The following is a 22,465-nucleotide window of genomic DNA, read 5'->3' as shown; positions in this document are numbered from 1 at the left end:
GGCGGCAATTCAGGTCGTCCGCCCATTTCAGTATGAGCTGATCCCTCATCCCGGCGAGATCCGGGATCGTTGGCGTTTGCCTATTGCTCATGGTGGGTTCGGCCGGGCCAGTTTCGCTGATGACCTGACCTCGACTCAACCTCGGGCCAAGGAACAGCCGTGCTGGCTCCAATTGCACGAATCGGCGATGACAATCGGGTTTTACCAGCCGCGCACGAGGTGCCGTTCCGCGGCATATCCGCATAACAGTTGTGGTATTACTTCATAATTTCCATTGTTACCAAATTTCGGAAAAATAGCGGTTTTCAGGGATTTTTTTCGTTTGGCAGGCGCGAAAATTCCCGTCAGATTAATACTCTTGACGCATTAGGTAATATCTGTACCGTGTCCCTTGTCGCCTAAAGAGCGGCATCAGGGACATGGGGGAGAGGATCTGCAAGATTGAGCCGGGTACCGGCTTGATATGGAGATTTTCTATGGGCCAGCCGCCGGTCACCAGTGCTCCTCAGCCAGCAGATCAGTTCGCCCCTGAAGGCGCGGGCGATCCGGGTCGCGGCGGGATTTCGGCCACCCTTGTCAACCTGATACCGCCGCTCACGCTCGCTGCTGTCATTCTGTTCTGGGGGCTCGCACCGAAATCGGTCGTCGAATATCCGTGGACTCTCGTCATCACCGGCGTGGCGATTATCGCATGGATTCAGGGCCTTGAATGGTTCTTCGAACGGCATGAAGGCTGGCGCCTGAACAAGCGCGAATTTCTGACCGACGTATTCTACGTTGTGCTGGGCTATACTGCGATTTCCTGGGTTTCCAGCAATCTGGCAGAAGAGCCGCTGCTCTCGATCAAGGAAGCGCTCGGCATTTCCACCCCGTGGATGAAGGAACTGCCCTTTCTGGTGCAGGCCCTGATCGTGATCTCGCTGATCGAGTTCGGCCAATACTGGATGCATCGCTGGATGCATAATTGGTATCCGCTCTGGCTTACTCATGCGCCGCATCATCACGTTACCCAACTCAATGCGATGAAAGGTTTCGTGGGCAATCCGATCGAGCTGTTCCTGATCAGCCTCAGCGTGATCGCACTGCTCGATTTCAACGAGGCGGCCATCTTCTGCGCCATCAATATGGGCGGGGTGATTTCCGGCTTCGCGCACGCAAATGTCCGCGCCGATCCTCCGCTTGCCTATTCCTTCTTCTTCACGACTATCCGGAACCACAGCCTGCATCACACGGCGCTCAGCTATGAAGATACGCGCTGCAATTACGGCAATTCGATCATCGTCTTCGACCGCATGTTCGGCACCTATCGCGAAGGTGAATCCGCCATCGTCGGCCAGGACGATCGCAAGCGGCTTTCGATCTACGAACAGTTCATGTTTCCGTTTCAGCCGATGATTGACGGCTACAAGACGAGACGGAGCAAGTCGGCCACCACGCCAGGCTGAGGTTTAGGCGGATCGCAGGGGTAACATTCGGATCGCGGGACTCGGCAGGTTTCATAAATAAGCCGAGCAGCCAGCAAGCCGGTCAATAGGCCAGAAAGTGGCGACCGGGACAGCGCAAGATCCTCAAATCAAAAGACTAATCCGGTTCTGGTGCGCGCCAGGGCACGGGGAAGTTTTAACCCAATCAGGGGGACTGACATGACGTATTGCGCAAAATTGCGATTGGGACTTCTCTCCGCCACGATGTTCACCGGTGTGGCATTCGCCAGCCAGGCATCGGCTGAGGAAATGGTGGAGACCGCGACGGAAGCGGATTCGACCGCCACCACTTATGAAGATGCGATCATCGTGACCGGCACCCGCCGCAGCACGACGATCATGGAAACGCCGATCAATATTTCGGCCGTGAGTTCCGAGGAAATCGAACGCCAGCGGATCGACGACGTGCGCGATCTGGCCGATTTCACGCCGGGCATGACCATCACCGACACCGGGCCGCGTTCCACCGGCACCATCGTGCTGCGCGGCCTGCGCGCTTCGGATACGGATGCATACGGTTCAAACACCGACAATGCGCTGGGCGTCTATCTCGGCGAAGTTCCGCTCTATTACGATTTCAAGCTGCTGGATCTGGAGCGGGTCGAAACCCTGCTTGGCCCGCAAGGCACGCTGTATGGCCTGGGCACGCTGGCCGGCGCCATCCGCTATATCCCCAACCGCCCGAACGTGACCGACGTCGAAGGCGAGGTCCACGGTCGTTTCTATGGCAAGGATCACAGTGGCCATCTGGGCTACCAGATCGATGGCGTGATCAACCTGCCCATCGTGACCGATCACATCGCTTTCCGGTCGTCCACCGGATATTATTACGATCCGGGCTTCATCGACTATTCGATGCTGATTCAGGAGCCGGGCGTTTCGCTGCCGCAGCCCGATGGCCCGGACAGCGTTTCGGACGCAGGCTATGCCGCGAATTTGTACACGCTCAAGGATCTCAATTTCGAGAAGACCTTCAGCACGCGCAATCAGCTGCTGTTCCAGACCAGTGAAGACCTGAAGGTGATCTTCACTTACGCTTATCAGCAGACCAAGACCGACGGTTCGCAGTCCAACAGCGCTGGCGTGCTTGGCACCGGCAAATATGAGAATGCCGCCCGCTATATCGAGCCGGTGGAGCGCAATGCGCATCTGGCCAGCATGGAAATCAATGCCAACATCGCCGATATCTTCGATATTGTTTCGACCACGGCCTACACCGATGTCCGCACCAAGACGCAGGGCGACGTTACCGACCTGCTGCTCGATCTGGACTATGATTACGAACTGTTCCCCGCCTTCTCCGGCTGGAACGAGAGCGAGAACCACTACAAGCAGGTCAATCAGGAAGTCCGCCTCGTCTCGCGCCATGGCGGCCCGTTCAACTGGGTGATCGGTGGTTTCTACAACGAGCAGAAGTCGCAGCGCGATTATGCGGAGCATGTGCCGGGCCACCCTTGGGTAGACACCGATAGTAACCCCAACGCGCTTGAATACGTATCCTACACCACGTCGAAAGTGACCGAGAAGGCGATCTTCGGTGAAGGCTCGTTCAAGATCACGCCCGAATGGCAGGTCACGGCTGGCGCCCGCTATTTCAAATATACGTCGGACATTGCCGGTGCGCAGACGCTGCCTTTGCTCGGCCAGCCGCTCAGTCCCTATGACAAGACAGTGCGTGGCGGCAGTGCATCGCAGGATGGCTGGGTGTGGAAATTCAACACTTCCTACAATTTCACTCCGGACCTGATGCTCTACGCCACTTACAGCAAAGGCTATCGTATCGGCGGCCCGAACACTGTTGCACCGTGTGACGATCCGCTGCCCCCGGGCCAGAACATCTGCGCCCTGCCGAACGAACTGCAATACGGGCCGGACACTACGAAGAACGTCGAAATCGGGTTCCGCACGCAATTGTTCGACCGCAAACTGACCTTCAACTTCGACGTGTTCCACATCGATTGGAGCGGCCTGCAGGTTGCATCGGCTACTCTGAACGGCGCCACCGGCATTACCGTGAATGGTGGTACGGCAAGGTCGAAGGGCTTCGAAACTTCGTTCCAGCTGCGGCCGGTTCCCGAATTGTCGATCCAGGGCACCTATTCCTACACCGATGCCAAGCTGACCGAGGACGTACCGGGCATTCTCACCATTCGAGAAACCCCGGGCGATTATTCAAACCGGTTTGATCAGCTCGATGCTCTCTCTGGGGATCGACTGCCCGGCTCGGCCAAGAATTCGGGCAGCCTTGGGGCAACTTACACCAAGCCCCTCGCGAACGGCGATCTGATTGCCAACTGGACCGCGACCTATCGCGGGGACGTTATTTCCCGCCTTGGCTGGGATCGCGCCTATGGCGACAAAATCCCCAGCTATGTGCTGCATCGCGCATCGCTGACCTATGAAACCGACACATACTCCATCGGCCTGTTTGCGAACAATATCTTCGACAAATATGCCGTAACGTCGGTCGACAACGACAGGTCCCGGATTGGCGTCAACGATGGTGTGGCCGTGCGCTATTACCGTCAGACGGTGATCAGCCCGCGGACCTTCGGCCTCGAAGCACGTTACAAGTTCTGATGTGACGAACAGCGGGCGGGGCGCTTGCCGGAAACGGCTGGCGCCCCGTTTGCTTGTCCGGGCATCACGCCAAAGCGATGCCCTGCGCTTCGAGCCACTTGGCCACTGGCTGCAAAGCCTGCTCATGGACACGCCATTTGCCGACTGCGTCGGCATTGAGCGGCCGGCGGACCTGCGCCGCACTGGGTGTGGCCACGGCGGCGCTGTTTTCGTGGAATGACAGGCAGGCTTCGTTCCATTCAAGCCCGCAATGGTCGAGCAGGCGGCGGGTCTGCCCTTCCTGATCGGCCACCAGCCCTTCATAGGACAGCTGCAGTACCCTGCCGGGGAAAAGCCGATCCCACAGCGCCATCAGTCGATCGAAGCGCGCGAAATAGCGGGCTGTGTCCATCAGGTCATAGGAATAGGCGTAATAGGCCGACTGGCTGGCGAAGAGGTTCTTGTAGTTGCTCCACACCGTATCCATCGGATTGCGGCGCAGGCACACGATCCGGGCATTCGGCAGGGCATGGGCTATGTGGCCGATATAGAGGAAATTGGCGGGCAGCTTGTCTGTGAAGCGCGGCGGTCCGGCGGGGCGGTGATGCGCAGCCCGCGCCAGATAGGCTTCGCCAATGGCCGCGGGATTAACATTGGCGCTCGCCGCGACGGTCTCGGGGTCGATCACCACGCGCGAAGGCGTTCCCGCTAACTGCTTCACGGCCAGCGGCATGTCCTGAAGTTCTCCGGCCGAAACGACATCCGGATGGGAGGACAGGATACGGTCTACCAGCGTCGTGCCGGTGCGAGGCATCCCCACGACGAAGATGGGCGCCGGATCGGGATCGCCTGTGCCGGAAGCGAGGGCGCTTGTCCCGCCGGCAAACAAAGCCTCGATGGCATCGAAGATCGCCGCATCTTGCGCAAATTCGTACCGGATCGTGCGCTTGTGCTCGGCATTGGCGGCGGAAAGGTGGCGGAAGGCAGCGGGATCGCCGATGTCCTCCATTTCCTTGGCCAGCGCATAGCGGATACGCAGCGCGTCATCGGGGCGCTGTGCTGCCTTCAATGCGGCTTCGAGCCGGGGGACATGGTTTGCCCGACTGGTCTGGCGGGAAAGGATAGCCAGCGCGTAATGCGCGCGCGCGTTGACCGGATCGGCGGCCAGGATTGTCTCGTAATGATCGCGCGCATCTTCGACCCTGCCGGTGAAGCCGCTGGCGGCAGCAAGGTTGTAGCGAAATTCGAGATTCTCCGGCTCCGCCTTCACGGCAGCGGCAAAGGGCACCAGCGAGGCCTCATGCTCGCCGAGCCGGGCCAGCACGCAGCCGATGGTGTCGAATGTCAAAGCGTCGGCGGGTCCCAGTGCCAGCGCTTTGCGCGCAGCATTCCCTGCCTCGCCATCGCGCCGCAGGAGGATGAGCATCCGCGCGAGCTGGGCCAGATGCTCGGCAGTCGGCCCGCGTGCAACGGCAGCTTCGATCAGCGGAACTGCCTTGGCGATCTGTCCTGCATTTGCAGCAACGATTCCCATCAGGAAGAAGCCTGAAGGGTTGCCGGGTTCGGACTGGGCGAGGGCCTTGGCAGCAGAGGCCGCAGCAGGCAGGTCGCCACGTCTGAGCGCCGCCCTTGCTTGCGCCTCCAACGTCACGGCATGTCCGCCAGACTAGCCCAGGGCCTTGCCGCGAGCAGCGGCGCTTTGGCGGAAAACCGGGAAGGCGCAGGAGTTTCAGTGGGAAACCGGCTGGCGATAAGGTCCATCAGCGCAGCTTATGAAGTGTTACCTGCCTTGGCAAAGGTATTATCGCCTGTTCCGCAGCGCGACATTGCAGGAGTATCGGGATGTCCGCCCCCAGCCCGAAAAACGGGCCAGGGAACATTGGACAATGGCGCTCAGCGGCTGGAAGCGAAGCGGGTCTGCGAGGCTTTTGCAGCCATGCGGGCTTCGATCTGACTGCGGATGTCCGCAATCACGGTGTTGCGGCATTCGCGTGCGGATGCGCCGAGCGTCAGGTGCACGGTTGCCAGATTGTCGTCGCCGCAAACTGCACGGGCGGCCTGATCCATACGGATAGCAAGGCGCTGCTGCCCATCGACGGTCGACAGATCAAGCCCGTCAAGGCGAAGCGTCGCCTTGTCCTGAACAAACGGGTCATTGGTGGCGGCCGAAGCCGAGCCGGCCATGGCGAACACGGCCAGGGCCAAAAGGCCTTTCTTCATCGTCATCTCCTGCGATTCTGGTCATCGCCGCTCTTTGACGGCTGAGAATCGCCATAGGCCTATAGGCGTGCGCAGGCAAGGATTGGCGGAATTTCGCCATTTTTTGCACATGTGCGCACAAGATTGGGTTTAGCGGGCCCTGACCTCCAGAACCGCAAGATCGGTCAGGTTGCCCAGCAGGCCAATCGGCAGATCGACACTGGCTGAAGTCTCCTGCAGGGTACCTGGATCAAGCAGCGTGACTTCGATCGTCCGTGCATTCGGCGCAGACCATGCGCGCACTGTGTCGACCGGGACGCGTACCCGCCAGCCACGCTCACCCTCGACTGATACTGGCTGGCCGTTGATGGTGATGATTGCGCTCGGATCGTCACGATGTCCGGAAACCATCAGGCAGCTTTGCTCGCCACAATTGACCAGCCTTGTTGATGTTTCAGAAGCCGCCATTGCCGGCGTCGCCAGATTTGCGGCGAACATTGCCCCGGCAAGGGCAATGGAATGCCTGAAGCTGCCTCGGCCCCCAATCGGAGCCAATCGTTTGGTTTGTTGGGAGAATGCGTCGAAGCCGGACGACCGGACCATAGAGAGTCTCCTTCCATCGGGCGGATAACCGTCCGATGACTGCTGACACTCTCCCAGTGATCTGGTTCTGAAAGACCTGAGCAGAGACTATTGATGTTACCTAGCGCGTCAAGCGTAATATCGGACGGCAGTTGCACGTACCGGGCGACACGTCGGAAACGGCGTTGCTTCGGCCAAGGCAACAGTGCCCGCCCCCATTCCCTTGCATGACGGGGGCGGGCACCTGCCCTTGCCGAACGACGGGGATCATTTGCCCCCGGTATTCCCGTCGATCAGCTTGCGGGCTTCTGCAATTGCGGCGGATTCCTTCGTCTGGCCGTTGAGAACCTCGTCGGCCAGTTCCAGCAGGCGGCCGGAAATGACGGTGCCGGTTTCGGCTTCCTCCTTCACGTGGATGCCGCCCTTCTTCTCTGCGATCTCGTCCCAGATGCCGCGCACGGCTGTCCAATAGCCTTTGGTGGCAGCCCAGTAATCGTCGGCGGCTTTCACGTCATAGCCGTTGAAGCGGGTATAGGTGTTGAGGACATATTCCTGCACCACCGGCTCCAGCTTGCCGCCGATCAGGCCCATCTTGGTGTTGTCCTGCCAGTGAATCCACCCGTCGGGCGTCAGCTGGTGGCGGTTGATCGCCAGATAGCGGTCATAGACCGGGTGGCGCACAGCATCGCGCCGGGCGAGGGGACGCCAGGTCCAGCTGGAGCGCCAGCGGCGCACGCCGCCCTGCGTTTCGAACTGGCCCCAGCCGGAATAGCGCGGGCTGTCATCCACCTGCCAGACGGTTTGCGACCAGCGGCCATGGCGCATCTTTTCGGGCACTTCCTCCCAGCTCCAGCTATCCGGGCCGGAATAGGCGAGGATCTTTTCGGGCGCATATTCCCAATCCTGCCGCCAGTGCTTGATCACATGGCTCTTGCCTTCGATGTCCACCACCAGCAGGTGCTGCAGCACGATCCTGGTGCCGCTATCCTCGATCACCCGCACGCTTTCATACCCGCCCGAAACCTTGGCCGGGATCGGCTCGTAATCGCTGCGCCAGCGGGTGGATTCCTGCATGTCGAAACGCACGCGGAAATCGCCCGCCATGGCCAGGATGTCGGCCCGGTCGGCTTCATAGGCGGCGCGTTCCTCGGCCGGGGTGCCTTCGGGCAGAGGGCCATGGGCAAGTGCCGGTGTGCCGGCGGCAAGGGCAAGCGCGGCAAGCCCGGCGCCCAGCAGTTTCTTGATCGGTTTCATGGATGAATGTCCCTGTCGAAGTTCAGAAGCGGAAGCTGAGCGAGGCGCTGGCGTTGCGGCCGGGGCGGGTATAGGCATCGGTCACGGTGGAGGTGGCGGCCAGGCCGCGCACGTCGCTCCACAGCGCGTATTTCTCGTCAGTGATGTTGAAGATGCCCGCGCGCAGCGTCAGCCTTTCGACCAGCCTCACGAAGGCCGTGGCGTCGATGATGGTCGAGGCGTCGGGGCGGAAGCAGTCGCCGGAACAGGTGCCGGTGGTGCGATCCAGTTCCTTGCGGGAATTGTGGGTCAGCACCACTTCGCCGCCGAAGGCTCCGCCGGGATCGCGATAGCCCAGGCCGAGCACGAGATTGAGCGGATCGATCGAGGCCAGCGGCGCCTTGCCGCCGCCGTCCAGAATCTCGTCACCCTTGGCATAGGCGATGGCGAAGCGGGCGGTGATGCCGTTCTGCGCGCGATATTCAGCCTTGCCCTCAAGCCCTTCGACCTTGACCTTGCCGATATTGATGAACTGGTAGATCGCCGGGTCCTGCGGGGTGAAGGAACCGCCGACCACTTCCTGCGCGATGAAGTCCGTGTAATCGGCATGGAAGGCCGTGGCGGACAGGCTGAGTTCGCCTGCCGTCACGCGGATGCCGCCTTCGAAGCTCTTCGACTTTTCCGGGCCGAGATCGGGATTGGGTTCCGATGTGTAGCCATAGGCCAGATTCTCGAAGAACTGGTTCATCTGGCCCGGCTCGGGGGCCTTGAAGCCGGTGGCGTAATTGCCGAACAGGCGGATATTGTCGGACAGCTTCACCACCGCGCCGATGCGAGGGGAAAGGTGGGAATCGGACTGGTCCGCGCCCACGAAGCCCGGCAGCAGCGGATCGTCGGTTGCGTCCAGCTTGTAGGCATCGAAGCGCAGCGCGGGGAACAGCGTCAGCACGCCGTCAGCGATGGAAATCTCGTCCCCCACGAACAGCCCACCCAGCATGAAATCACTGGCCGGGAAGGCACGGGTGGGGAAGGTTTCGCCAGCGGGCGGCACGGTGCCGTCACGCAATCCTTCCTGCCGCGTGAAGCTAACATCGCCGCCGAACACGATCCGGTGATCCAGCCCGCCCGTTGCAAAGCTGCTGCGCAATTCAGCCGATGCACCATAGACGCGGTTTTCGAAGGTGTTGAGGCGCGTGCGATCGACAGCAGGGTTGCGGTCCTCCGCCGTGAATTGCCGGTCTTCCGCATCCTGCCAGTAGAGGCCGAGCTGAGCATAATCGATCGCGCCTTCGCCTTCCCAGGTCCAGTCGGCGGCTATGCGGGCGCGGTTGCCCGTGTCGGTGCCCTTGAGGTCCAGTACGGTGCCGCTGAGGCCCGACTGGACGTCTGTGAACAGGTAGGTGCCGGTATATTCGCCGGTCAGCCGCAGCTTGTGGCCGCCACCGGGCTTGAACACGATCCGGCCGAGCACGGAATTGGCATGGCCTTCCTGTGGGTTGGGCGTGGTCCGGGCAGAGCCGGTCACGTCATTCGTGCCCTTGTTGTCCAGTTCTTCGAAGTCCCGGCGGGTATAGGCGACCATGGCGGAAAGCCGCTCGCTGCCGCCCGCGACAATGGCGGTTTCAGTGAACTCATTGTCCGCGGAGCTGTAAGAAGCGCGCGCAAGGCCGCCGATCTTGGCGCCCTTGTCGAGGAAATCCTGCGGCTCGCTGAGAGTGAAGGCGACGGCGCCGGAGAGCCCATCCGATCCATAGAGGGCGGAGGCCGGGCCGCGCAGGATTTCCACCTGTTTGACCAGCCCCAGATCGACATAGTCGCCCCGGCCTACATCCTGCGCGCCGAAGCTGAAGCCATCGGGCACGCGCACTCCATCGACCATGATCAACGTGCGGTTGCCGCCGATTCCGCGAATGGTGAAGCCAGCATTGCCCGCGCGACCGGTGGAGCCGAGCGCGGCACCGAAGCGGGCGGGCTGGCGCTGGACCGATACGCCCGGCTCAAAGCGGACCAGATCCTTGATGTCGGTCGCCAACTGGTCGGCAATGTCTTCCGCGGTGATGACGGAAACCGTGGCGGGTACATTCACCGCATCGGTGGGCAGGCGCGTGGCAGTGACGGTGATCGCCTTGCGGCGTTCTGCCCAATAGAGCCCGTCGTTGTCCTGCGCGAATGCTGGTGCGGCAATTGCCGTGGTGCAGAGCAAAGCAACGGCGGTTGCGCCAAGTCGTTCCGCCCTGAGCGCGCTGTTCCGGGCAGCCCCGATTGCCCCGGTTGCGCTGGTCCCTGTTGCCAAAATTTCCTCCTGAATTGCAAATGCGAATGAGTCGCAGTAGCGATTAAGGCGAGTGAGGCAATCCGTCAAGGATCGGCCACGGGCTGGCACGATTGCTTGCCTGACGCAGTCCGAAGCCTCGGGGCGACTGGGTGTCATGGTAGAGAGGGCAAGAGGAACGCCTTGATCACAAGCACTAAGCCTGCGCATGGAGGCGCGGGGGCATGCGATGATTCAACCCTTGGCGCCAGAAGACACGGCCGTTGGCGCGGGCCTGCTCTGGAATCCCGGCGCGATCAGCTATTTGTCGCTGCTTCTGCTTGCGCTCATGCTGTCCGCATATCTGGGCAAACGGGCCTATACGGAACGCCGGCAAGGGCGGGACTTTGTGCCCACCCTGTTGTTCTGCCTCACCATCGGCTTTCTGGTTCCCGGTCTGCTGACCGCCCTGTACCACGCCATGGCGGGCGGAGGTTGGCTGGCCTATGCGATGCCCTGGCTTTCGCCATCGTCCTTCGCCTTGCAGGCTTCTCCGTGGATATCCTTCATGGGGGGCAGCGCGGCGGCGGCCTTTATCCAGTTCGCCTATCGTTTCCCCCGCCGCCTGCCGGGCACCGAGCGCGAGAGCATGGTGATCGGTGCGCTCATGGGCGTGGCGCTAATCGCCGAAGCGGCAGTGGCGGTGCGTACGGATATAGGGTTGATTGCTGGCGATCCTTGGATGCGGCCGGATTGGGCAGCCAACTGGCTCAATGCCAGCACGCTGTGGCTGGGGCTGCTGTTCGTGCGGCAGTTTCTGCACGCACAGAGTGCGCTTTTGCCGCAGCCCCCATCCGGCCTTGTGGGCAATCTCAAGGCATTGTGGCAGATGGTTGCCAGCCCGCCAGCCAATCGCGAAGCAAAGGCAGCGCGCGGTTTCGTGGTGTTCGCCCTGCTTCCGATCGTCCATACGACGGGATTGGTCCTGCAGAACGAAGGGCTGCTAGGCCCCTATTCCACCGACATTCTGATCTGCTGGTCGGTGCTGGCCCAGCTTACCGGCTTCACGCTGGTCTATCTCGGTTATCTGCCTGAGCGCTCGTCTTTCCTGTTCAAGCTGACCACGATCAGCGTCGTTCTGCTGCTGGCCACGGTGAACGGTGCCTCGTGGATCGTGGGGCCGGGCTATTTCTCGCAATTCAGGGCGCCGGGAATGGTGGTTGCCGGCCAGGAAGTGCGCTTTTCGCCCATGGCGGATGGCACTTATGCCGTGGGCGAAGTGCCGCTGGCTCCGGAACCCGTCGCGGGCAGGATCATCGACCGGAACGGCGCGGAGGTTCCGCTGCCATTCGATTTCAGCTTTTTTGGCCGCACCCACCGTAAGATCCACGTGGCGGGCGACGGCACCATCGGCTTCGAACACCCGCCGCGCCCGACGGACTTAGTCTTCAGATATGGTGCGCAGCCCGCAATCTATCCGCTGCTGGTAGCCATCCCGGAAAGCGGAACCACGGTGCAGGTACGCGTTCATCCCCGGCGCGTCGTGGTGACGCGGCGAGACCATTGCGCGCCGTTGCAAGATCGCTGCTATGGCTTTCAGGCGGTGCTGCACGCCAATGGCCGGGTGGACTTCGCCTATCTGACCATGCCGGCCCAGCCGCGCTTCATGCCGTTCGAACCGCTTGCCGCGCCTTGGCTGATGGGTATCTCGCCTGGTTATGGCACATCGCTGGGCACGGCACCCTCCGCGCCGATAATCCGCGACTATTACCACGATTTTCTGACTCATCTCGACCGGCTCTACAGGCCGATCGTGCCATTCCTGATTGGGGCAGTGCTTTTGGCCATGGTGGGAATGCCGATGCTCTATCGCGGCTTTCTTGTCCGCCCGCTCGACCGGCTGCTGCGCGGGATCAGGCGCTTCCGGGATGGCGAGTTGGGCACGCAGGTGCGGGTCAGCTTCAATGACGAGATTGGCTATCTCACCGAATCCTTCAACGCCATGGCTCGTTCGCAGCACGACATGGTCAATGGACTGGAGGCGATGGTGGCCGAGCGGGTGGAAGAGGTAACGGATATTGCCGCGCGCAATGCCCAGTTGGAAGAACGCGCCCGCCTTTCCGCAGACCTGCACGATTCCGTCAGTCAAACTCTGTTCTCCGCCGCCCTGCTGGCCGATACGGTGCCCGAACAGTGGCGCCGCGATCCGGAACAGGGCGCTCAGGCCGTGGCGCGCCTGGCCCAGCTCAACCGCAATGCCTTGGCGGAAATGCGGGAATTGCTGGCCGAATTGCGCAGCGGGTCAGTAGAGCAGCAGTTACCACCGGGAGAGCGGATAGAGGCGCTGGCTCGCGAATTCGCGGTAGCCCACGGCATCGCAATGCATGTGGAGGTGAATGGCGGAGGAGCGCTTCCGCCGGAAGTGAGCACGACATTCCATCGCGTTGCGCAAGAGGGGTTGAACAATATTGCCCGCCATTCCGGGGCTCAGGAAGTACGGGTGACGTTTGAATGCTTGCCGGGGCAGGCCCTGCTCGTCATTGGTGACGATGGATGCGGTTTCGACCCGGATGGCGTAGTTGGGGACCATCTCGGCCTGAAGATTATGCGGGAACGCGCGGAGCGCATCGAGGCCTCGCTTGAGGTGGACAGCGCGCCGGGCAGGGGAACGACCGTGACTTTGGTGTGGATGGAACACAATGACGGCTGACCCGATCCGCATCCTTCTGGTTGACGATCACATGGTGGTGCGCGCTGGCCTGTCCCAGGTGATTGGCGCGATGGACGGCTTTGCCGTGGTGGGGCAGGCGGAGAGCGGGGAGGAAGCGCTGTTCCTCTGCCAGCTCCACCGGCCGCATATCGTGCTGATGGATGTGCGGATGCAGGGCATGGGCGGGGCAGGGGCCACGGAATCCATCCGCCGTTATCACCCTGATGTGCGCGTGATCGGCCTAAGCACCTTTGCAGATGGCGAGACGGTGGCCCAGATGAAGTCCGCCGGTGTCAGCGGTTTCTTGCCCAAGACGGTTTCGGCCGAGGAACTGGCCGATGCGATCCGCAGAGTCCATGCAGGGGAGAGCGTTTTCGAACCCGGCAATGATGCGGCAATGCCCGCGCCGGCTTCCCCCGCGCCGGACGAAGTGACGCTGAGCGGCCAACAGCGCCGCGTGCTGGCCTTGCTGACCAAAGGCTGCACCAATGGCGAGATCGCCACCTATCTGGGCATATCGCTGCCCACGGCCCGCTATCACGTCAGTGCGATCCTGTTGAAGCTGGGTGTATCCAATCGCGCTGAGGCGGCGGCTTTGGCCGCCCGTAACCGGCTGGTGGACGACACCGACTTCTGAACGACTGACCTGTACATCTGTATAGGGGTGACTGGCCGGGTGGCCAGTTCCGTCCGGTGGCTGCGAGCCTATCTTCTTTGCCACGAGCGGGACTGTGGTCGCCCTTCGTTTCATGAGGACAAGCGCATGAAACTCAATGGGAATTCCTTGACGACATTCCGGCTCGCCGCAACGGCGGCGCGTAACGCCTCCGTGCGACGATGGAAGCGATTTGCGTGATCCGATTGGCGCGAGAGGGGCACGCGCCGGCCGGTGACGCCACCTTCAACGGTGCAGGGGCAGCCGTTGGAGGTGGCGGACAATTCCGTGGCCTTGGCCAATAGGGTGACTTGCGGCGGGCAACCCAATGCATTGTCGAACGGCAATGCCTTTAACGGTCCCCTCCGGTTCGGGCATTGCGATGTCGACGGGCCAGAGGGGTCGCTAGCTGCCTCTGGGCAGAAGCCTGCACGGCACCCTCTCAATTCCCTGATGGGCCTGTCTCGCGGAGAGCGCGGCAACCTGCTGCGATTTGCCGCCTGCGCTCCAGCGCTTGCTGGCCTTCTGTTTCTTTCCGCCTGCACGAAGGGCGAGGCGCGTGACGAAACGCCCGCCGCATTGGCAGAAGCGGTCTCCGGCAAGCCTTGCCCCGACAACGGTGAGCGACTGCCGATAACGGGCATGTGCACTTCGCGGGCTTCTGGCTATTTGAAATATACTGCCGGCGGCGAGCCAGCCAAGCCAAAGGGCTGCGACTGGGTGATGCAGGAAACGGCCATGGCGGGCGGCGCTGTGCTGCTTTACCGGGCGTTGCAATGCAAGGGCGATGCCACGAAGCTCGTCTGGGCGGCCCAGCATGGCGATACAGAGCCGGCAAGATTGACTTACGAAACATCGGCGCTAGGCAATTCCAAAGGCCGCGTTGCCGTGGAAATCGCTGCCTCCCAGGACAGTGCGCCCGGCGCCGGGATGCTCGCGCTCGTACGGTCGGAGATTCGCGATCCGCTACAGGCTACGCGCTGCGTTACACGCAGGGCGGATGTTGCTGGCTGGCCAGCAGATGCGCAATTGGTCGATGTCTGGCCCGGCACCCCGTCCGGCGGGGCATGCGGCCAATATGGTTTTGACAGGAAGACGCCCGCTTTTTGGCGGGAATTCCAACATCATTCGTGGTTCTTCCGCCTCAGCCCCGGCAGGCAGGACATCGATCCCGGCTCGTTCACTCTTGTCGCATGGGGCGAGGATGGCGGCGGCTGGGGTCAGGTTCGGTAATCGGCATGGCGCCCGAGGGTAAGGGCGCCAAGGTGCAGTTGGGGAGCCAGGCTTGGGAAACAGGAGATCCAATGCTGCCGCGACGGTCCTTGCCGCCGCCCTCTCGCTTGCCGCCTGCGGCGAGGCGGGCGGGGATGACGCATCCCAAAGCGGCACTGCGCTGCCGACCACACCCATCAGCGCTGAAGGTGGCAGCGCATTTGTCGCGGATGAAGGCGGCGAGACAGTGCATCAGGTAAGGCATTGCGTGCTGGCGACTCCCAAAGGTCAATTCGACGGGCCGTGCGAGCGAGTCGAATGGGGCGGGCCGAGCTTTTCTATCCGGCGCGCGGGTGCCCGGCCTTTCCTCGACGGAATCAGCGAAGTGGTGGTGGAAGTTGGCCGTCCGGGAGAAAAGGCCACTGGATCTTATCGCCGTGGGACGGAAGGCGATCTTGTGCCGGCCGGCGCGCTCTCGTTCCGCGACGACTGCGGCTGCTGGGTAGGCCGCGATTTCAGGGTGGGGGCATTCCCCCAGCCGCAATAATCTACCATTCTTCGAGTGAATGATACCTTTCGGCACGAGCGCGCGGTGGCGCTGCCTAAGGGTTTGCCGCTGCTGAAACGGCCGGTCAGAGCCGGGCTTTATTAACAATTGGCCGGTAGGCATTGGGCCGTTCCAATTTGAATTGGACAATATGGAAAGAAGCCGGATTTAAGTTTATTCATTAAGCTGGCCCATCATGACGGCTCCGTTCTTTCCGGCGGGCCGGACAATCGGTTGGCAGGGGAAATGGATGCGCCTTTCGCAGAAAGCCATTCTGCTCATCGTGCCGCTCGCGCTGCTGGCGTTCGGGCTGCTGACGTGGATGGCCTATGATGCGGCGCGCGACCGGGAAGTCATCCGTTCGGTGGACCTGCTGCGCACGGCGCGCGTCGAGGCCGAGACCGAGGTGGAACGCCGCATCACCGAAATCCGCAAGACAGAGGCGCGCGCCCGCGAGTTGATGCGGCTGGCGCTTGAGGATGAAATCGGTTCCCCCGCCAGATTTGATCGGCTGTTCCCGAAGAAGGGCGATGGCAGCAGGCGCGGGGCGGAGTTCCTGTGGACCGGCAAAGCACAGCAGGGCATTCCGGCCCGCGGTATCGGCGCGTTCGTTTCAGGCGAGAATGTCCCGGAGGATCGCCGAAAGACGATCCTTGCCGCCTATGACACCTTGCGCAGCATGACAGAGGGACTCGGGCCGACGATCGAGAGCCTGTATTTCTATACCACCACCAACGATCTGGTGATGTATGCGCCTCGGCGCGAGGATCAGCTGAAATTCTATCGCACCAGTGCCCCGGCAAACCTGAACTTTCAGGATCGCGAATTCGCCACCATCACCTCACCCAAAGTTAATCCTTCCGGCCGGATGCGCTGTACCAGCCTGACCCAGATCCTGTACGATCAGGGCGGCTATATGTGGACCACTGGCTGTATGACGGCCATGCGCACCGGGGGCCGCCACCTCGGGGCCTGGGGCAGCAGCATACCGCTCGACAGCCTGCTGAAGGATTTGCAGACCGATGTTCCCGGCGTGCAGAACATCATCATTGCAGATGACGGCAAGCTGATCCGGCACCCGGACTATACTGTCCAGTCGAGCCGGGAGACCGAGCGCTTTCTTGATCTGGACTCTACAAAGGAACCCCGCCTGCAGGCGCTCTGGCACTTCGTGCAGAAGGAGAGGCGGAACGATTTCGAGGCCTATTCGCCCGAACTGGATGCCTATGTTTCCATGGCCAGACTGGGGCAGCCGAACTGGGTCGTGATCTCGCTGATCCCCGGCGAGCGGGTCCGTTCGGCCGCATTCGGGCTGGCCCTGCCATTGCTGCTGGCGGGGACTATCGGGGCGCTCGTATTCATCGCGGTGGCGCTGTGGTTCATCAATCGCCAGATTGCCCGTCCCGTTGCCGCCATGGCCGTGCGGGCCGACGCGATCGCCGCGTTGGCCAATCGCAAGGAAGGGGAGGTGCCGCCCGAACCTCCGGTGGACGAAATCGAGCGGCTGGGCCTTGCCTTTCACGAGATGGAACAGCGCATCGACTGGGAACGGGCTAATCTGTCGCGGTCCTTCGACACGCTGGTGGATGCTGTATCCGATTACGGCATCGTTCTGCTGGACAAGGACGGGCGGATCATCCGTGCCAATCAGGGCGCGCATCGCCTTTTGGGCTGGAATCCGGATGCCCGGCCCGAAGGCCTGGCCGGGGTGTTCGGGCCGGGCGGCAAGGGCGAATGGCGATATATGGAATTCCTCGTGCGCGCCGCGCGCGACGGACGGATTTCTGAAGATGCGGTGCGTTATCGCAGCGATGGCAGTGAGTTCTGGGCAAATGACAGTGCGGATGCCCTGATCGGCATTGACGGCGAAGCGCTCGGCTTTGCCTACATTATTCGCGACGTTACCGGGGAACGCGAGCGGATGATGCAGATCGAGGAAAGTGTCAGCTTCCTTGAACTGGCGGAGAGCACGGCGCAGTTGGGTCACTTCCTGGTGGACACGCAGCGGCTGACCGTGCGTCTGTCGAAATGGGTCTGCGACCTATACGGCTATCCCCATGGCACGGAGATCGGCTTCCGCGATGTCGGCAAGCTGATTGCGCCGGAAGACCGCCGCCGGGTGCTGGAAGTGCTTCAGCGGGCGCGCATGCAGCTGGAACCTTTCGAAACCACTTTCGATCTGATCGACAAGCAAGGCCGCCGCCGTACAGCTTTCGTCAAGGCCAGCCCGCTGTCGGCAGGCATGGGCGGCGTGCCGCGCGGGCTGTTCGGCATTGCGCGCGACATTACCGAAAGGACCGTAGCGGAGGCCCGGCTGGTCGCTGCACGCGATGCGGCGCAGGCAGCAGCCGATATGCGGCGCGATCTTCTGGCCACTGTCAGCCACGAAATCCGAACCCCGATGACCGGCATTCTGGGCCTGCTGGACCAGATGAAGCGCGAACAATCCGCTTCCAAACGGGCGCTGGCGCTCAAGTTGATCGAGGATTCGGCCGATGCCCTGATGCGCGTGCTGGACGATGTGCTGCAGGACGCGAAGATCGAGAGCGGGTCTTTCGTGGTCGAGAAGATCGAGTTCGATACGCAGGATCTGATGCTGCGGGTTACGGAACTGTTCCGCCCGCTGGCCCGCCGCAAGGGGATCGGGCTGACCATGTCGGACGATTGCGGCCGTCGGCTGGTGGGCGATCCGGCGCGTATTCAGCAGATCGTCGCCAATTTCCTTTCCAATTCCATCAAGTTCACCAGCAACGGCGGTGTGAGCCTGCACTGCAGTTGTCGGCCGCTGAACGTGCCGGATATGCTGGAGCTGATCGTGGAAGTGGAAGATACGGGCATTGGTATTCCGCAGGACAGATTATCGCAGATATTCCAGTCCTTCGAGCAGGCAGAGGCATCGACTGAACGCCGCTTTGGCGGGACCGGGCTGGGGCTGGCGATTTCCCGCCGCCTGGCACAAGCGATGGGCGGCACGGTCGAAGTGGAGAGTACAGAAGGCAAGGGCAGCCGCTTCACCCTGCGCCTGCCGCAGGGCATGGCGCAGGGCGCCGATCTGCGCCGGCCGGGCAAGGGCAAGGATGCGCTGGTCGTATCTTCCAGCGCCAGTGCCCGCGTCATGGCTGAAGCGCTGGTGGCGGAACTTGGCTATTCCACCAAGGGCAGCGGCAATCTGTGCAACAGTGCGGGGGATGAGGCGTTGGTGGTGTTCGATGCGGACGAGACCGACCCGCAGGATTGGGAAGGCATTGCCCCCGGCCAGCTTCTGGCGCTTGTCTCGCAGGAAAAAACGGCGCTGCGCCAGCGCCTTGCCGAAGCGGGGATTCGCATGATCTTCAAACCCATCGAACTCGACGCTTTGCGGCAGGCAGTCCAGCAATGAAGGAACTCCCTTCCACCGCGCTCAACGATTTGCCGCTGGATCAAAGGGCGGAGATACTGACCCGCCGGTTGGAGCGGACTGAAAAGGCCCTGCACGATGCAGAGGCGCAATTGCTGGCGCGGATGATCGAGCTCGATCAGTCCAACCGCGATCTGCGCAGCAAGGAAAAGAACCTTGCCCGGCGGCTGGACGTGGAAAGCCGCAAGCTGCTCACCGCGCAGCGCACCGCGCGCATTGCCACGTTCCATTCGGAAAACGGCGCCAATTTCAGTTCATCGGAAGAACTGGCTGCCATTCTCGGGTTGGAAGGACGGGGCAAGGTTTCCCCTGAAGACGCCGCGCATCTGATCCATCCGCTCGACCTGCAGCGTGTGTTCGACACATGGGAGGCCTATCTCGCCTCCGATCCGTCGAACACCGATCATGAGATGGAACATCGCCTGGTGCGGCCGGATGGACAGCTGCGCTGGCTCCACTGGTCCGTCCGGCGAGAGATCGAGCCGGACGGCATGTCCTTCACCCTCTACGGCAGCGTCAGGGACGTTACCGAGGCCCGGCGGACGGCCCGTGAAATGAAGGCGCTGCGCCTGCGCGCTGAACGGCGCGTGCGGGAACTCGACAGTCTGACGCGGCAATTGGAAGCGGCAAAGCTGGAGGCAGAGCGTGCCCTTTCCGCCCGCACCCGCTTTCTTTCGGCAATCAGCCACCAGTTGCGCACGCCGCTGGATGCGCTCAGCGGGATAGTGGGCCTGCTGGAGGAACAGGATTTGCCAGAGGAGGCCGCACAGCAGGTGCGAATGGCATCCTATGCCAGCGGGCAACTGGTGGCCCTGATCGAGGCGTTGACGGAGGAAGCGGAAGGCACATCGCCCCCGCGCGTGATTGCCTCCATGCCGCTGGACCTTGCCGCGCAGCTGGGCCGGTTGCACGATTTCTGGAAGGTGAACCATCCATCCGCCGCCAAGGGCCTGTCGGTGGAGATCGCCCCGAACATGCCCGCAGCGGTGCTGGGCGATGCGCATGGCCTGCGCGAAATCCTCCAGATGCTGGTGGACGAGGCGTTTTCTGTCGGGGCAGGCGGCGTGGTCTTGCGGGCGGACTGGGCGGACGGGCTTGCGCTGTCCATCACCGCGACGGGCGCGGATGGCTGGGCGGACGAGCTTGCTGCAGGCGATCCCGCCAGGATACGCCAGCCGGGTATTCGCGTGGCGGGCAGGCTGGTGCTGGCCATGGGTGGCCGCTGCTTCGTGCCGTCGGAACATCCGGACGAACTGGTTGTCGAAATCCCGTTGCGCGAATGCGATCTGCCACCTGAAAGCCGGGAACGCAGAACCGTTTTGCGTACCGCTGCAGGCGAGGCGCCTTCGATCCTGGTGGTGGAGGATACGGCCACCAATCGCTACGTCATGCTCCAGCAGCTCGAAGCGATGGGCTGTATCACCGAAACGGCGGAAAATGGGGCGCAGGCGCTGGATGCCGCGCGCCATGGTGGTTTCGATGCCATCCTGATGGATGTGATGATGCCGGTCATGGGCGGCGAGGAAGCGACGCGGGCGATCCGCAGCCTGGAAGGGCCGGTCTCACGCACGCCGATCATCGGGATTACCGCGCATGGCCTGCAGGAAGAGCGGGAACGGATGCTGGCCGCCGGCATGTCTGCCTGCCTGACCAAGCCGGTGCGGCGCGAGGCCCTGCGCGCGGCCTTGCTGACGTCGTTCGCGGCCGGGAATTCCGGCACGGCGGCTTCGGCGCTGATAGACGTGGTGGCGTTCCGTAAGGCGTTCCTTGCCCTGCCGGAGGCCTATCGCAGGCCGCTGCTCAACGCTGTCTATTCTGATATCGCCACTTACGGCACGGCCATCAGTCAGGCCGTGAAGGCGGGGGACGAGGAGGGCGTGAGGCGGGCTGCGCACAGCCTGAAGGGGGTGGCCGTCAATATCGGTGCAGTGGCCATTCTGGAGCGGCTGGGCGATTTGCGGGAAAGGCCGCTTTCCTCTGCATCCAAGACATTGCCCGCGTTAGAAGAAGCGATTGCCGCCACCCTTGAGGGCAGCGGCGATCTGTTTGCCAGGCTGATCGAGGATCAATAGGCGCCGCGCCCGCTGACCACGGCCGGCACAGTGCGGGCCAGAAGGGCAATATCCGTCGCCAGCGTGCGCCGGGCGAAATAGGCGCGGTCCATCGCCACCTGCCGGGCAAAGGCAATGTCGGCACGCCCACTGACTTGCCAGATGCAGGTGATGCCTGGCTTGCCCCGCAGGCGCGGCCAGGCAGCTGCGCCATAGGTTTCGACTTCCGAAGGCAGGGCGGGGCGCGGGCCGACAAGCGACATCTCGCCGGTCAGGACGTTGATGAGCTGCGGCAACTCGTCCAGCGAGAAGCGACGCAGGAACCGTCCGATGCGGGTGATGCGCGGGTCGTGCTTCATCTTGAAGCAGGTTGTGTCGCGCTCCGACTGCGCGAGCAGGGCGGCCCGCCTCGCTTCAGCATCGACCCGCATCGAACGGAACTTGAGCATGGAGAAATTGCGCCCGCCCTTGCCGATACGGACCTGACGGAAGAACACCGGCCCGCCATCGTCGAGCTTGATGGCCAATGCGGTGGCCAGGAAAATCGGCGCCAGCACGATCATGGCGATGGCGGTCACCGCCAGATCGAGTGCGCGCTTGGCGGCAAGCGATGCCACCTCGTTGAAGCCACGCTGCCTTGCCGCATTCAGGGCGGCGTGGGCCAGAAAGGCCGCATTGCCCAGCAGGTAGCGATTGGCAAGGCGGCGCGGTTCCATCGCCAGGCGCCATGCCCATTCGCAGCCGATCGCGCGGATCGGGGCGGGGGCGCGGGCAATGCGGCCGGAATAGTAATCGAACAAACCGCCCACGCCCATCAGCACCGGAACGGTCAGGCGCGAACGATTGCGTTCGATCCACTTTTCCTGCAGCGGCACGCCGAAGCCCACCATCAGAATGCGCGCGCCCGATGCGTTGATGCGGGCGATCACGGCGTCTTCCTCTTGCGGGGTGAAATAGCCGTCCATCGTCCCGGCAAAGCGCAGGCCGGGGAAGCGGCGGCACATGGCATCGGCGGCATCGCGGGCAACGCCCGGAAGGCCGCCCAGCAGGAAGATCGTATCGCCTGTGCGCGCCAGCTGGGCGCAGATCTCGGGAAACAGGTCCGTTCCGTTCAGGTTCTCGCCCATCGGCACACCGGCCATCTTCGCGGCGATGCGCATGCCGCTGCCATCGGGCAGCAGCAGGTCGCTTGCTTCCAGCGCGGCAGAATAGGACCGATCCGAGCGCAGGGTGTTCACGCAATGCGCGTTCACGAAATTGATGACGCAGTTAGCGCCGATCTGTGCACATGCGGCGATCTCGGCAGCCATGGCGGCGCGGCTGCCATTGACCAGCGGCAGGCCGAACAGCGGATCGATCCGATGGGCGCGGCTGATAGCAAACGGGTTCATTAGTGGCTCTCCTCTGCTGTGCGGGACAGCGGAGCAGCAGCAACGATCGTGCCGTTTTTAGAATTATATAATTAATTCAGAAGGTTGACGATTTCCATTCGCTAAATGAGATTTTGGCGTCCTGCAAAATTCGCAAAATGCAAGGAATCCGCTCGCATTCTGCAAGGCCGGCTGTTGCAAAGAGCGAAATGGGC

General features: G+C 62.3%; 14 protein-coding genes. 8 read left to right on the top strand and 6 right to left on the bottom strand.

Annotated features, from left to right (window positions below; translation table 11 throughout):
- Positions 1–476: 476 nt before the first annotated feature.
- On the top strand, positions 477–1,445 hold the full coding sequence (locus SZ64_RS10095; protein ID WP_082384526.1) for a sterol desaturase family protein: 969 nt from the start codon (positions 477–479) through the stop codon (positions 1,443–1,445).
- A gap of 198 nt (positions 1,446–1,643) precedes the next feature.
- A complete protein-coding gene (locus SZ64_RS10090; RefSeq protein ID WP_054530710.1) occupies positions 1,644–4,064 on the top strand; it encodes a TonB-dependent receptor in 2,421 nt (806 codons plus the stop codon).
- Between the two features lie 64 nt (positions 4,065–4,128).
- On the opposite strand, the gene SZ64_RS10085 is transcribed toward SZ64_RS10090, so the two are convergent.
- The 5 genes from SZ64_RS10085 to SZ64_RS10065 all read right to left on the bottom strand — a co-directional run bounded on the left by SZ64_RS10085 (position 4,129) and on the right by SZ64_RS10065 (position 10,350).
- A complete protein-coding gene (locus tag SZ64_RS10085; protein WP_054530709.1) occupies positions 4,129–5,694 on the bottom strand; it encodes a tetratricopeptide repeat-containing sulfotransferase family protein in 1,566 nt (521 codons plus the stop codon).
- A 242-nt stretch (positions 5,695–5,936) separates the two neighbouring features.
- The gene (locus SZ64_RS10080) at positions 5,937–6,263 is read right to left on the bottom strand and encodes a UrcA family protein (protein ID WP_193391519.1); all 327 of its coding nucleotides are present in this window, start codon (positions 6,261–6,263) and stop codon (positions 5,937–5,939) included.
- A 129-nt stretch (positions 6,264–6,392) separates the two neighbouring features.
- Entirely contained in the window at positions 6,393–6,845 is a 453-nt protein-coding gene (locus SZ64_RS10075) for a hypothetical protein (RefSeq protein WP_241773021.1), read from the bottom strand.
- Between the two features lie 246 nt (positions 6,846–7,091).
- Positions 7,092–8,078: a DUF6607 family protein gene (locus SZ64_RS10070; RefSeq protein WP_054530706.1), complete on the bottom strand. Its 987-nt coding sequence runs from the start codon at positions 8,076–8,078 to the stop codon at positions 7,092–7,094.
- Between the two features lie 22 nt (positions 8,079–8,100).
- The gene (locus tag SZ64_RS10065; protein WP_241773020.1) at positions 8,101–10,350 is read right to left on the bottom strand and encodes a TonB-dependent hemoglobin/transferrin/lactoferrin family receptor; all 2,250 of its coding nucleotides are present in this window, start codon (positions 10,348–10,350) and stop codon (positions 8,101–8,103) included.
- Positions 10,351–10,558: 208 nt separating this feature from the next.
- Between SZ64_RS10065 and SZ64_RS10060 the strand changes: the two genes are divergently transcribed.
- The 6 genes from SZ64_RS10060 (at position 10,559) to SZ64_RS10035 (ending at position 20,901) form a co-directional block, all read left to right on the top strand.
- On the top strand, positions 10,559–13,018 hold the full coding sequence (locus SZ64_RS10060; protein WP_162225105.1) for a histidine kinase: 2,460 nt from the start codon (positions 10,559–10,561) through the stop codon (positions 13,016–13,018).
- The gene (locus SZ64_RS10055) at positions 13,008–13,655 is read left to right on the top strand and encodes a response regulator transcription factor (protein WP_054530704.1); all 648 of its coding nucleotides are present in this window, start codon (positions 13,008–13,010) and stop codon (positions 13,653–13,655) included. Before SZ64_RS10060 ends, SZ64_RS10055 begins: the two co-directional genes overlap by 11 nt.
- A gap of 471 nt (positions 13,656–14,126) precedes the next feature.
- Entirely contained in the window at positions 14,127–14,906 is a 780-nt protein-coding gene (locus tag SZ64_RS10050) for a hypothetical protein (RefSeq protein WP_054530703.1), read from the top strand.
- A gap of 52 nt (positions 14,907–14,958) precedes the next feature.
- Positions 14,959–15,432 (top strand): hypothetical protein, encoded by a 474-nt coding sequence (locus SZ64_RS10045; RefSeq protein WP_054530702.1) that lies wholly within the window; start codon positions 14,959–14,961, stop codon positions 15,430–15,432.
- Positions 15,433–15,682: 250 nt separating this feature from the next.
- Positions 15,683–18,811: a HAMP domain-containing histidine kinase gene (locus SZ64_RS10040; protein WP_054530701.1), complete on the top strand. Its 3,129-nt coding sequence runs from the start codon at positions 15,683–15,685 to the stop codon at positions 18,809–18,811.
- On the top strand, positions 18,808–20,901 hold the full coding sequence (locus SZ64_RS10035; protein ID WP_054530700.1) for a response regulator: 2,094 nt from the start codon (positions 18,808–18,810) through the stop codon (positions 20,899–20,901). The genes SZ64_RS10040 and SZ64_RS10035 overlap by 4 nt, the downstream gene beginning before the upstream one ends.
- On the opposite strand, the gene SZ64_RS10030 is transcribed toward SZ64_RS10035, so the two are convergent.
- Complete coding sequence (locus SZ64_RS10030) at positions 20,895–22,271, bottom strand: WecB/TagA/CpsF family glycosyltransferase (RefSeq protein ID WP_054530699.1); 1,377 nt, start codon at positions 22,269–22,271, stop codon at positions 20,895–20,897. The genes SZ64_RS10035 and SZ64_RS10030 overlap by 7 nt on opposite strands.
- Positions 22,272–22,465: the final 194 nt, after the last annotated feature.

The sequence above is a fragment of the Erythrobacter sp. SG61-1L genome (assembly GCF_001305965.1).
Lineage (GTDB): Bacteria > Pseudomonadota > Alphaproteobacteria > Sphingomonadales > Sphingomonadaceae > Andeanibacterium.
This window is presented reverse-complemented; position numbering and strand designations above follow the sequence as displayed.